Here is a 13,610-nt window from a genome sequence, read left to right as displayed (position 1 = left end):
GGTGTCGGCATGGGTCACGGTGCGGGCGCACAGCGCGTGGCGCAGCCACCGTCCGCGCTGGCCAATGGCGGGCTCCCGACCCGCGAAGAGGTGACGCGTCCCGGTACGACACCGCCTGCGCAGGGCGCCCGGCTGAAGGTCGAGGGCGATATCGAACGCGCGGCGTGCCCGCTCGACGATCCGTCGTACAAGGACGCGCGGATCGCGATCACGGGCGCGACCTTCCACAATCTGGGACCCGTCTCACCGGCCGAACTCGCGCCCGTCTACCAGCGCTATCTGGGTAACGATCGGCCCGCCGGGACGATCTGCGAGATACGCGACGCCGCCGCGACGCTGCTGCGGCAGAAAGGCTATCTGGCCGCCATCCAGGTGCCAACGCAGAAGATCGAAAACGGCGTGGTCATATTCGAGGTGCTTTACGCGCGGCTTGCCGCCGTCCGGGTGCGTGGCGATGCCGGCCGAAACGAGCAATTGATCGCGGGCTATCTGAACAAGCTGACGGCCGATCCGGTGTTCAACCGCTTCTCGGCCGAGCGCTATTTGCTGCTCGCCCGCGACATGCCCGGTTATGATGTGCGGCTCGTTCTTCGGCCCACCGGCGAAAAGCCGGGCGAGCTTCTCGGCGATGTGATCGTCACGCGCACGCCGTTCGAGGCGGATCTCAACATCCAGAATTTCGCGGCGCGCAGCACCGGGCGGTTCAGCGGTCAGCTGACGGGCCGCTTTTATGGGCTCACCGGCCTCGGCGATCGCACGACGATCGGGTTGTTCTCCTCGTCGGATTTCCGCGAGCAGCAAATCCTGCAGCTCGCCCACGATTTTCGCGTCGGTCCCGAAGGGCTGACCTTCGCCGGCCGCTTCACTTATGCGTGGACCAAGCCCGATATCCGCTTGAACGGCAACTTGCGTGCGCGGACTCTCTTCGCGACGGGCGAGGCGTCCTATCCGTTCCTCCGCAGCCAGCGTGCCAACCTGCGCGGATCGGCCGGGTTCGATTATGTCGATCAGGACGTCCGCTTCGCTGGCACGCTGTTGAGCCGCGACCATCTGCGCGTCGCCTATCTGCGGCTCGACGGCGATAGGACCGACGTGCGCGAGCGCGCGCCGGCCCGCTGGCGCGGCGGCTATTCGCTGGAGCTTCGCCACGGCCTCGGCATCTTCAACGCGACGGACGGGACGCTCGTCCCCGGAGCCATCGGGCCCAGCCGGTCGAACGCGGATTCCGAAGCGACCCTGGTCCGCGCCTCTGGTTTCGCCGAACTCGCGTTGACGCCGCTGCTGAGCGCCTCGATCGCGCCCCGCGTTCAATATGCGTTCGACCCATTGCTCAGCTTCGAGGAGTTTTCAGCCGGCACCTATACGATCGGGCGCGGCTACGATCCGGGCACGATCATCGGCGATACCGGCGCGGGCTTTTCGGCCGAATTGCGGATCAATCGGGTCGTACCGTCCACCCGCACCAATCTCGTGATGCAGCCCTTCCTGTTCATCGATTCTGCCTGGGTGTGGAATCGCGGGGCGACGGGCGATCCTCAGAAGCTCACGTCGGTGGGCGGCGGTGTCCGCACCAGTTTCGCCAGCAAGGTACGGCTTGATCTCACCGCTGCGGTGCCGACCAAGCGCGCCGGCTTTCAAACGCGGCGCGGCGACACGCGCATCCTGATGTCGCTCACGACCCGGCTCTTTCCGTGGAAGGACCGCTAATGTCCGCTTCGTCGTTCACGACTCGCGCGCGGCGCGCGCTGGCCCTCACCGCATCGACGCTGGCGTTCGCGACCGCCGCGACGCAGCCAGCACATGCCCAGCAGTCGTCGCCCAATTCCTACAATGCAGGCGCTCCGACCACGTCCAGCGGCAACGTCCTGACCGACTTCAATACTGCCAATACCGACATCTACACCGTCACCACGCCGACCGCGGTGATCAACTTCACGCCCACCGACACCGCGAGCAATGCGGGAGCGGTCATCGATTTCCAGAATGCCGGCACACAGGCGATCTATCAGAGCACGCCGGGCGGCCCAGACTTCACGGTCCTCAACCGGATCGTTCCCGCCGACCCATCGCGCCCGATCGCCTTCAACGGGCAGGTGACGAGCCAGCTGGTGAGCGCGGGCAACGTCGTCTCGCGGGGCGGATCGGTGTGGTTCTACAGCCCGGGCGGGATCGTCATCGGCGACGGCTCCGTGTTCGATGTGGGCAGCCTCTTGCTCTCCACCGCGGACCCGACCGGCGGCACCGGCACGATCAACTTCACCTCCGGCTTCACGCTGGACAGTTCCGCCAGCCCGAATGGCATCGTCAACGTGCTCTCCCAAGCCACGATCAACGCGACCAACGCCAACTCGTATGTCGCGATCGTGGCGCCGATTGTGTTTTCGCGCGGGCGGATCAACGTGAACGGGGCCGCGGCGTTCGTCGCTGCGGAGCAGGCGTCCCTGACCTTCAATCAAGGCCTGTTCGACATCAACGTGGCCGTCGGGACCGACGGCACGAATGGTGGCGGCTTCCCGTTGCAGCTTCGCGGCACCGTGAATTTAGACAAGAGCAGCGGCGCCGCCACCAACAATCGCGGCATCTATGCCGTCACCGTTCCCAAGAACGACGCGATCTCGATGGTCGTCGCGCCGGACGGCTTCTACGGCTTCGACGTCGCGAACGGCGTCAGCATCACCAACGGCGGGGTCTATCTCGTGTCCGGCGGCAACCTCGCCGTCGATCAGGTTTCGATCGGGTTTCCCGTGCGCGGCCAGATCCGGGATCTGCCGACGATCTTCAACGCTGGCATCATCGTTCAGGACAACAGCACCGGCACCAGCAACTTCAACGCGCCGTTCGTCGCGCGCGCCAGCGGCCAGATCCAGGTCTCCAACGCGTTCCACGATCTGAACTTCGCCGGCGACGCCGCCTTCTTCGGCGGAACGCGCAGCGCGATCGACATCAGCGTCGGCACAATGCGGGTCGGCGGCCGGCTCGACGCCTTCTCGTTCGGCCCGAACGCGCCGGGGATCGTTCGGGTCAACGCGACCGGCGGGTCGATCGACGTGACCGGCGATTTCTACGCGCAGGCCAACGCCGTCGACAATGTTCCTTATCCAACCAGCATCTTCCCCTTCCATCAAGGCGGCGACGCGCAGATCGGCGCCGTGAACGGCGCAACCCTGCGGGCCGCGAACATCACTGTCAGCGCGACCGGAACGGCCGACACGTTCAATAGTACGCTTCCCGCCCGCGGCGGTTTCGCCGCTCTCGGCGTCGACAGCGGCGGTACGATTCGCGCGGACGGCAACATCGCCGTTCTTGCTGGCGCAAGCGCCGAGCTGCCCGCGTCCGCAAGTGTGGCCGCGACAGGCGGCACCGCGTCCATCGATATCTTCACGGGTGCGGTTCGCAGCGGCGGGACCATCTCCGTCGGCGCCAACGCCCGCAGCGCCGGTGACGGGCTCGCGACGGGGGGCGAAGCGTCGGTGGTCGTGCGCTCGGACGGCGTGCTGACGGCCACCACGTCCCTCCAGCTAAATACCGAAGCACAAGGCGGCGCCTTCCTGACCGCGACGAGTTCGGGCGGCGCGGCGATCGGCGGCAACGCGCATCTGACCACGCTCGCCACAAGCGGCCCCGGCGCCAGCATCACGACCGGCGATCTGCAATTGTACGGCATCGCGCGCGGTGGAACGGGCGGGTCCGGCGCAACCTCGGTCGGCGGCGACGCGACGGGCGGGCTGGCGACGATCGATCTGGTTGCGGGCGCGACCCTCACCTCCGGGTTCACGATCCTCTCGACCTTCACGACGGGCGGCGCCTCGGCCGGCGGCGGCACGGCGGGCGCCGCCACGATGATCAGCGCGCCGTTCGGCAACGCCGCCTTCACCTCGGCGGGGACCGCCACGCTCAGCAACCTCGTCCTGTCGGCCGATGCGATCGGCGGCGACAAGACCGCCGGGACGGGCGATGCCGGCAATGCCGACAGCGGAACGGCACGGATGTTTCTGAGCGACGGCGCGCTCACCGTAGGCGCGCCGACGGATACCACCGCCAATATCAGCATCAGTTCGGCGGCCTTTGGCGGTTCCGTCACCGGCGGGGCAGGCTCGGGCGGCTACGGCAATTCGGGTGGCGCCACCTCGGGTATCGGCGGCGCCCGCACGTCGGTAATCGGAACCGCGGCGCTGTCGCTGGGCGGTCCGCTGGCTTTGATCGCGAGCGGGACCGGTGGCGTCGGGCGAGGTTCGGGGGATGGCGGCTTCGGGCGCGGTGCCACGGCCTCGGCGCTTCTGCAGAGCGACGGGGCGATCCGGATCGGCAGTCTGTCGGTGCGTTCGGAGGCGACCGGGGGCGCCGCACCGGGCGGCATCGGCGGCGACGCGACCACGGGGATGGCCGAATTGGTGTCGGCGCCGTCCTCGGGCGCGACGGCGGCGACCGCCGTCGTCGGTGGGCTCACTCTGTCGACCAAGGCCACGGGCGGTAACGGTGCAACCGGCGGCGCGGCGCAGGCGTCGCTGATCCGTCTGTTTCAGAGCGGATCCCAGGCGACGACCATCGGCGGCTTGGGCATCCTGACGGCGATCGGACGCGGCGGCACCGCCACCGGTGCAGACGCGGGCGCGGCGCGGGGCGGCCAGATCCGCATTGAATCCGCCAATAGCAGCCTGATCTTCGCCAATTCGCTCACCGCCACGGCCGACGCGGCGGGCGGCTTTGTCAGCGGTACGGCGTCGTTCAGCGGCGGCAATGCCGATGGCGGCTCGGTCCAGTTGCTCGGCTCGCGGGGAAGCGTGAGCGTAGCGAACGGCACCGAACTCAGCGCCAATGCCGCCAGCGGTAGCGGCAATTCCGCCGCCGGCGATGCGACGGGCGGCAGCATCGGCGTCATTAGCTATGCGGGCGCGATCTCGCTTTCGGCGACCACGCGCCTGAGCGCCACGGCGCAAGGCGGGGTAACGATCGGAAATGGCGGCGACGCCACGGCCGGCACCGTGCGCGTCGTCGCCGAGACGGACCCGGATTCGGGGCTCAACGGCGGATCGGTCACGACCGGCGGGCTGGCCGTGAGTCTCAACGCGGATGCCAGTCAGCTCCAGGATCAGGGTAAGATCGGTGGCGCGGCGACCGGCGGCACCTTCACGCTGCTCGCCGATACGGGCGCGGTCACGGTCGCCGACCTGAGCGCCGGCGCCAGCGCCAACGGTTATGGCGGCAGCGATCCGACGACGACCGTGATGCGGGGCGGCAACGTCCTGATCGAGGCGCGCGGCGCGAACCTGACGATCGGATCGGCGATCGTGTTCGCGCAGGGGCAGGCGGCCACGGTCTTCAACGCGCTCCCGGCTGCGGGGCCGGGCGACAGCATCGGCGGCACGATCACGCTCCGCGCGGGCGTCGGCCGGACGCTGGCCGTCACCAACACCTTCAACGGCGCGGTGGATGCGATCAGCGGCCGTTCCGGCCTCAACGTGCAGGCGGGATCGGGCATCGGCGGTCAGATCACGATCGAAGCGGCGGGCACGATCGTGGCGGGCGGCCTCGCTTTGGGGGCCAGCGGCTTCGGCGGCAACACCTTCGGCTTCAGCACCGCGACCGCTGGCGATGGGCGTGGCGGTACGATCGCGGTTGGCGTGACCGGTTTGCTCGATGTCGCGAATGGTATCGGCATGACCGTCGGCGGACGGGGCGGCAGCGTGCAAGCCAGCAGCGGCACGAACGGCGCCGGCTATGGCGGCACCGCGACCATAGCCGTCACGCAGGGCGGCGTGATCCGGACCAGTTCGCTCTCCGTCGACACCTCGGCCAGCTCCTCAGCCGGAGCGACGGTCGCCGGCAGGAGCACGTTCGACGTTCTCTCGGGCAATGCGACGCTCGGCGCCTATACCGTCTTCAACGCGGGTGCGACGCTCTCGCCCGGCGGACCTTCGCGCGCGCTCGTCCGTGGCGGCGCGATTGCCGCGGATACGCTCACGGTCGATGCGGTCGGCGATTTCGGGCTTACGATCGGCGCAGGCGGCGCGATGAATCTGGGTAGCGCCACGCTCCGGGCGACGCGCAGCATCGTCTATGGCGAAGGGACGCCGCCTTCGAACGATCCCGGCGCTCTCAACGTGACGCGCGATTTCTATGCGGACGTCGGCGGCGATTACCGTCTGAGCGGCAATGTCAGCGTCGGCGGCGACTACAGTGTCAACGCGGGTGGTCTGATCAGCATGCAGGCCATCCAGGCGGGGGGCAGCGTGGGCCTGACCGCCATCGGCAACGTGACGACCGCCCAGATCGGTGTCAGCGGCGTCGCCGGCGCGAGCGCGGTCAGCGGCAATACGGGCGTCGTCGCGATCGCATCGCGCACGGGCAGCATCACGACGGGGTCGCTCGGCGGACCCAACATCCTGCTTCTCGCGCCTGGGGCCGTATCGACCGGGCCGCTGGCAAGCGGGACCCTTTCCAACGGATCGATCCTGATCTCGAACATCAGTCTCGCCGCGACGACGGGTTTTGATTTCCTGCCCGCGAGCGGCACGTTCGATCTCAATCGCGCCTATACCGGGCTGGGATCGATCGTGCCGATCCGTCTCGGAGGAGCGCTGAATGTCGGCGGCACGATCGTGACCGGGAATTTCCGGGTCGCGGCCACCGGCGGCTTCGCCACGATGGATTCGCTCGAGGCCAGCACGAGTATCCTGATCGACAGCGGCACGACGATCGCGCTGGCCGATGTCGATACCCCGGCGTCGCTCTCGCTGCGCGCCGACGGCGGGATCACCGCCGGGGCGCTTTCGGCGCAAGCGGTGTCGCTCGTTTCCGGCGCCAACATTGCGACGGGCACGATAACCTCGGCGAGCAATGTCAGCGCCCGCAGCGGAGCCCGTCTGGAGACGGGCGCCATCCAGGCGGGCGGCAACGTCGCTCTGGCCGCCAACGGCGACATCGCGCTGGGCAACGTCACGGGCGTCGATATCGATATCGATGGCACCGATCTTGGCAACGGCCCCTACGGCAACATCACGTCCGGTAACCTCCTCGGCGAGTATATCGAATTGCAGAGCGGGGGCACCGCGCGAATTGGCAACGTCGTTACGCGCGAAATCGCGAGCGGTGGCGTGGCGCCCGGCAATCCCTATGCGGTGGAATTCGGCGCGGCGGGCGATCTCACCGTCGGCACGATCACGAGCGGCGGGTTGACCGCGCTGGCTTCGCTATCCGGAAACGTCACGGCCGGGGCGATCACCACGCCATCCAGCCTCGTCGTGCTGGCTCCGGGCAACATCACGCTGCAAAGCGTCGCGACCGGGACTGCTGAGACGGCACTCGTCGGAAACATTTCGCTGCTGCAGAGTTCGGCGGCTCTGGCCGCGATCCTTGCCGACAACGAACCGGCGTTCAACACAGCCCTGCTCGGCACGATCGCGCCGCCGCGGATCGGGGGTGCGCTCGCAACCGCCGGGCCCGTTTCGACCGGCAATCTTCTGGTCGCCGCTACCGGCGGCGTCGCGACAGGCGCGATCGATGTGCGCACCCGGATCGCGATCGACAGCGGGACGGCGATCGCGCTCGGCAATGTTACCACACCCGCCTCGCTGACCCTTCAGGCCGACGGCGCGATCACGACGGGCGCGCTGTCGGCTCAGAGCGTCTCGCTCACGTCCAACGGCGCGACCGTGACGACGGGGGCCGTTACTTCCGCCACCGACATCCTTGCCGTGAGCCGCACCGCGCAGGTGTCGACCGGAACCCTTCAGGCGGGCGGCAATGTCGCGCTCCTCGCCCGGACCGGCATAGCGACGGGCGGCATTGCCGCCAGACGCGCAAGCGGAGCTTATGTCCTTCTCGCTGACGCCGCCAATACGGGCGCAATCGACATCGATGCGGTTGGGACGGCGATGCCGGGCCCGGTCACCGTCGGTGGCCCAATTAGCGCGGGGGCGCTGCGGATCTCGACTACGGGAACCGCGAGCTTTGCCGGTCCGATTGACGCCGCCCGGTTTGCCCGGATCCTGGCGGGCGACATCGCTCTCTCCGGATCGGTAGGCGGCCCGGACCTAACCTTCTCGAGCGGCAATATCCGGCTGGGGGCCAATGCCTCGATCGGCGACGCCGCCACGCAGACCGTCGCGTTCACGGTCACGGGCGGCGGCCCGGCCCTCCTCGGCGGCGCGACCGACGGCAGCGGCTACACGCTGGATGCCGGCGAACTGTCGCGCGTGCGAGCCGCAAACATTGTTGTCACGGCCGGCCCGTCGCTCGCCGTGCGGGATCTGAGCGTCGCCGGAATAGGGGCGGGCGCGGCCGCCAATCTCACGGGAACCAACGGCGCGCTAACTCTGGCCTCGCCTGGGACGATCACGGTGACGGGCAATCTGCGCCTCGCCGATGCAGGGACCGCGCAAAGTCTGGTCCTCAATGCCGGTGTCGTCCGGCTGGTGACCGACGGTGGATCGATCGGCGTCTTCGCCGACAGTGCGCCGGCGGGCCGCCTTGCAATTACGGCCGGGCGGATCGAGGCGGGAACGGCGCAGTTGCTGGGCAGCATCGCCAGCTTTGCCGGCGCGATCTCGGCCGACACGGTCGCCGCGATCGGCGCCGCTGCCGCGCAGCCGCGCGCCGAGGGCGCCATTCAGGCGGGCCGAATCGAGCTGTCCGCGATCGACGACATTGTCATCCAGAATATGGGATCGGCGACATTGGCGGCCGGCTTCAGCGCCGGGGCGGGCGGGCTGTCGATCACCAATCGCGGTGGCACGCAGGCGTTCGATGGCTTCAACGTCCTGATCTATGGCCGTATTCAGGGCGCCAGCGGATTCCTGACCAACAGCGATACGCTCGGCGTCGTCCGGTTCGCGTCCGCACAAGGCGGGTCGCTGGCGGGCTATTCGACGCGCTCGGTCGTCAATGGCTGCGCGTTCGTCCCCAGCAACAGCTGCGTGGTCACGCCGCCTGTCACACCTCCGGTCACCCCTCCCGTGACGCCCCCTAGCACGCCGCCGGCGGACCCGGTGGCGGCTCTGCCGATCGCCGCGATCGTTCGGGACGTGATCGATGGCAGCTTCATCACCTTTTCGCGGGATACGGTGATGCTGCCCAGCTTCACCCAGCCGGCGGCGATCGACATGTCCATATTGCAGTCTCCCGCGATCGTGACCGATCCGGTCGCGAGCGCGGGCAACCCGATTCTGTGGGAGAGCGCCGGCGGGCTGACCTCTGCGACGCCGGTTGGGCCGGCCACGGGCAAGAAGCAGGACGATGACGACCGGCGTCGGAATCGCACACGGACGGAGCAACGGCCATGATTGCGCGGTTCGTTTCTCGCGTTGCGGCGCTGACGCTCGTCGCTACGTCCGTCCAAGCCGCCCCTCGCAGCCCGAATGCTACGGACCGAACGAGCGGCTTCGCTGCGCAGGACAGCTTCCGGATCGGCACCGGCGGCGTTCTGTGCACCGCGCAGGCCAAGCCGCTGGATCCGGTGCTGAAGGGGATGTTCGATCGGGGTTACGGCATCGTCTGCCGCGATGCCGCCGCACAGGTCGGCGCGCTTTACGCCCTGCGCGATCCCGCATCCGATCCCGTCGCCGCGATCCTAACGGTGCGTCACGGCGCGCTTTCCTGCCGTCCCCCCGTCGCGGTGCCGATGGAAGGCGTGGGCACCGTTCAGTACACCGCGTGCGAGCAACCCGACAGCAAGCTTGCCTATCGCGCCTATGCCGTCCGGCGTGGCGGGACGTGGTATGTGGCCGAAGGGCTGGGCGGCTATGACAGCGCCTTGCAGCTCGCGCTGCGATCGCTCGCCTCGAATGCGCCGGCCATGGGAGACGTCCAGGTTGCGACAACCGAATCCGGAAATCCGGCGGCGTTCGCGCGCGTGCAGGCCGGCACGCTCGATCCCGATCTGGCGCTGAGCCAGGGCTATTTCCGCAACAATGCCGGCAGCTTCGCCGAGGCCGCGGAATTCTTCGAGACGCTCGTGGAGCGGGAGGGCGGCGGCGACGATGCCATCCGCAAGTCCGAATATCTGGCCAACCAGGGGCTGCAGCAGTCCAATCTGGGCAATTTCGCCGCCGCCGACGCGCTGTTCGCGCAGGCGACCGCGATCGCCGCCAAACCCGATCCCGTCGCCAGCCGGCTGCTTCGCAACTACCGCGCCATGCACGCGCTGAACCAGCGACGGCCGGACGAGGCGATCGCCGCCCTTGACGTCCCCGTGCCGCCGATCAACCGGTCGGCCGGCGACGAGACGATCTCCGGCGGCATCATCAGCCCGTCGCTGGCCGAGCAGATCAACCGTCAAAATGCCTCGCTCGACCGGCTGGCCGGGCTGGACGGCAAGCTCCGGCCGTTCGAGCGCGCGCTCATTCTCGACGGACAGGGTCAACAGTTGCGTGGCGTATCATATCGTATCCTGACGCGCTTTCCCGAGGCGATACAGCTTATCGAACAGGGCAATCGTACCTTCCTGTCGGTGCGCGAGGGGCGTGTCGCATCCACCGCGTTTCTCCGATCCGAAGGCCTTGGCGAACTCGCGCTGATCAACGAGGCGAAGCAGGACTATGGCACGGCGGAACAGCAGTTAGCCGAGGCCTTGCAGATCCTCAGCACCGATTATCCCCAATCGGCGGTCGAGCTCGTAGCCCGAGCCCGGCTCGCCGCCTTCCTCGCCCGGCGGGGCGCCGCGGATCGCGCACTCCCGCTGTACGGGGCGATCGTTACTGAGAGCCTCAAGCTTCCCGGCGCCGCCGTGCCCATGCAAAGCCTGCTCGCGCCGTATTTCGCGTTGCTGGCGCCGCGCGCGAACACCGATCCGCAGGCCGCCGCGGCTCTGTTCGCCGCCAGCCAGATCATGGTTCGACCCGGGGTCGCCCAGACTCAAGCGGTGCTCGCGCGCGAATTGTCCGGCGGAGACGACGATGCGGCCGCCCTGTTTCGCCAATCGGTATCGCTCGCACGCGATGTCGCGCGGGCGACGGGCGAGGTCGCCGGCGTGATCGACAGACAGGCGGCGGGATCGGCGACCGATCGTGACGTGGCGGACGCCCGACGCGCGCTCGCGCAGCTCGAGCAGGACCAGACAGCGCTGCAGTCGCGTCTTGCCGGCTACCCTCGCTATCGAGTCCTGGCGCCGTCGGCCATGAGCGTAGCGGACCTCCAGCGTGCCCTGCGCCCTCGCGAGGCTTATTATCAGCTGCGGATCGTCGATCAGGATGTCTACGCGACCCTCGTCACGCAGGGATTGGTCCGTGCGGCTAAGCTGCCGTTCGCCTCCGCCATCTTTAACGCCGAGGTTGCGCGCCTGCGGGCAAGCGTCGTCACGATCGAAAACGGCAAAACGGTCACCTATCCGTTCGACGTAGAACTGGCGGCCAGTCTCTACCGCGCGATGTTCGATCCGTTCTCGGCGGAAATGAACGATATCACCAGCCTCGTGTTCGAACCGGACGGCGCAATGCTGCAATTGCCGCCCAATCTGCTGGTCGTCGAGCAGAAGGGCGTCGACGATTATGCGAAGCGGACGGCCAAGCCGGACGGCGATCCCTTCGATTATCGCGGCATTGCGTGGCTGGGACGCGATCGCGACATCACAACTTCTGTTTCCCCGCGCGCCTTCGTCGATGTGCGCGGTGCTGCACCAGCCGAGGCGACTCGACCCTATCTCGGACTTGGTCATAATGCGTCACCCTCTCCGCAGCAGGCATATGCCCGCGTCGCAAGCGTGCAAGCGGGGGCCGATTGCCTTTGGCCTATCGGTGCCTGGAACCATCCGATCTCGACGGCCGAACTTCGGATCGCCGACCGCGCGGTCGGCGCCGGCCGCGGCACCGTCATCACCGACGCGGCTTTTAGCGACCTGGCGTTAAAGGCACGAACCGATCTGGCCGACTATCGGATCATCCACTTCGCCACGCACGGGCTCGTCACGGCGCCGAACGCGCGCTGCCCTGCCCGACCCGCACTGTTGACGTCGTTCGGCGGTGATGGCTCCGACGGGTTGCTGACATTTCGGGAGGTCTTTGACCTGAAGCTGGATGCCGACCTGGTCGTGCTCTCGGCCTGCGATACGGCAGGCATGGCAACCGAGGAGGCCACGCGCGACGCGGGGGTGTCGACCGGCGGAAATTTCGCGCTGGATGGGCTTGTACGAGCGTTCGTCGGCGCAGGTGCCCGATCCGTCGTCGCAAGCGCCTGGCCGATCCCGGACGATTACGGCGCCACGACGGACCTGATAACGGCACTCTTTCACGCCGCGCCCGGGACCTCGATCGCATCAGCCATCCGCGCTGGCCAGAACAAGCTGATGGCGAAGGCGGACACGTCGCATCCCTTCTATTGGGCCGCTTTCATGATCGTCGGCGATGGCGAGAAAGCGCTATCTCCAGGCAAGGCCGATTGAGACAAAGCGGGCTGACCATGCACCTGTCGGGGCGACGTTAGTTTTAACCTAGCGATGGGAAGAGCGCAGGACATGAAAGCGAATGAGTGAAATGGAGCAAACGCCGAGGCCAGCTGCGCGCGCGCACGAGCTATTACGGGCAAGCCACGCAGCCCATTTTACGCTGAGCCAGATGGCTGACACGAAGGCCTCCATATTGATGGCTGCGACATTCGTGACTTTTACGATTACGGTGGGCCAAAGTCGGGACGGTGCTGGCCCGCCCCTTCCGTTGCTTGTGCTCGGCGGCTTTGCCTTCATCGCAGCAATCTTGACGGTGCTGGCGATCATGCCGGCAACGGCTCCGCCTAAAACGGGCCGCTTGAATCTCTTATTTTTTGGCGCATACGCGCCACTGAGCGAGCATGAGTATCTCACGAAGATGAGAATATTACTTCAAAGCGATGAACGTATCTTCGATGCAATGGCGATCGATATCTATCAAAACGGACAAGTGTTAGCCCGTAAGAAATATAAGCTTCTGAGCTACGCCTATCGGGTCTTCGTTCTCGGAATGAGCGCTAGCCTCTTGACGTTTGTGATTGAGCGGTACTTCTGAGTCTATAGTCCTCACCTCACCGCGTGGTGAAAATCCTGACGGGCCCTGATCTTAACGATTCAGATGAGCACCGCGTCGGCAACCGCTATCAAGCGGCAAAAAAAATGACAGATATCCGGTATTAATTTTTTGGGCAGCGCGCCCGAAGTGATTTACGGATCGTTAGGCCCGTCATGGATGTGTTTTTTATTCCGTTTGCCGCGGTCATCACATTGGGAATGCTCGGCTGCGGTGCCGCTCCGTTGAGACCGGTCGGTTGGATCGGCCATGTCACTCCGCAACTGACGCCCGCCTGGGTCCAGCCTCTGTCTTGCACCCGGATCGGCCGCCGGATGATCTGCTGAAGACCTGCGCTGCAGTCGCTTGGGTCCGCCCGGACAGTCCTCACTCTCTTACGCGAGTCAGATCATGGGTCTCATCATCGCGATTGCAGTTGGCTGGATCGCCGGTTGGTTTTTGACCACGGTGAGCCGGGACGATCGGTCCGGCCTTCTGATGAACAGCGTCGCGGGGATTTCTGGCGCCGTGTTCGCTGGCTATTTCTTCGGTGCATTTATCGGTGGCCCGCAGGTCATCAGCGAAATCGTTCGCAGCGTTTCTTTTTCGTCTCCCTGCTCGGGGCGGTTGAGGCTTTGACGA

At 67.0% G+C, this 13,610-nt stretch carries 5 protein-coding genes; all 5 read left to right on the top strand.

What is annotated here, in order from left to right:
- The first annotated feature begins 9 nt into the window (after positions 1 to 9).
- The 5 genes from Q4F19_RS09520 to Q4F19_RS09500 all read left to right on the top strand — a co-directional run bounded on the left by Q4F19_RS09520 (position 10) and on the right by Q4F19_RS09500 (position 13,607).
- A complete protein-coding gene (locus Q4F19_RS09520) occupies positions 10 to 1,707 on the top strand; it encodes a ShlB/FhaC/HecB family hemolysin secretion/activation protein (protein WP_303541890.1) in 1,698 nt (565 codons plus the stop codon).
- Complete coding sequence (locus Q4F19_RS09515; RefSeq protein WP_303541889.1) at positions 1,707 to 9,281, top strand: hypothetical protein; 7,575 nt, start codon at positions 1,707 to 1,709, stop codon at positions 9,279 to 9,281. Before Q4F19_RS09520 ends, Q4F19_RS09515 begins: the two co-directional genes overlap by 1 nt.
- The gene (locus Q4F19_RS09510; RefSeq protein WP_303541887.1) at positions 9,278 to 12,373 is read left to right on the top strand and encodes a CHAT domain-containing protein; all 3,096 of its coding nucleotides are present in this window, start codon (positions 9,278 to 9,280) and stop codon (positions 12,371 to 12,373) included. Before Q4F19_RS09515 ends, Q4F19_RS09510 begins: the two co-directional genes overlap by 4 nt.
- A 172-nt stretch (positions 12,374 to 12,545) precedes the next feature.
- A complete protein-coding gene (locus tag Q4F19_RS09505; RefSeq protein WP_303541886.1) occupies positions 12,546 to 12,971 on the top strand; it encodes a Pycsar system effector family protein in 426 nt (141 codons plus the stop codon).
- Between the two features lie 408 nt (positions 12,972 to 13,379).
- Entirely contained in the window at positions 13,380 to 13,607 is a 228-nt protein-coding gene (locus Q4F19_RS09500) for a GlsB/YeaQ/YmgE family stress response membrane protein (RefSeq protein WP_303541885.1), read from the top strand.
- The last annotated feature ends 3 nt before the right edge of the window (positions 13,608 to 13,610 follow it).

It is taken from the genome of Sphingomonas natans (assembly GCF_030546695.1).
In the GTDB taxonomy this organism is placed as follows: domain Bacteria; phylum Pseudomonadota; class Alphaproteobacteria; order Sphingomonadales; family Sphingomonadaceae; genus Sphingomonas_I; species Sphingomonas_I natans.
Note: the sequence above shows the minus strand (reverse complement) of the source record. Positions and strands in the feature narration are given on the sequence as shown.

Bases quoted from the DNA above. Each gene is read 5' to 3' on its own strand.
- Q4F19_RS09500 (WP_303541885.1), top strand. From the start codon at position 13,380: ATGGGTCTCATCATCGCGATTGCAGTTGGCTGGATCGCCGGTTGGTTT.
- Q4F19_RS09515 (WP_303541889.1), top strand. From the start codon at position 1,707: ATGTCCGCTTCGTCGTTCACGACTCGCGCGCGGCGCGCGCTGGCCCTC.
- Q4F19_RS09510 (WP_303541887.1), top strand. From the start codon at position 9,278: ATGATTGCGCGGTTCGTTTCTCGCGTTGCGGCGCTGACGCTCGTCGCT.
- Q4F19_RS09520 (WP_303541890.1), top strand. From the start codon at position 10: ATGGGTCACGGTGCGGGCGCACAGCGCGTGGCGCAGCCACCGTCCGCG.
- Q4F19_RS09505 (WP_303541886.1), top strand. From the start codon at position 12,546: ATGGCTGACACGAAGGCCTCCATATTGATGGCTGCGACATTCGTGACT.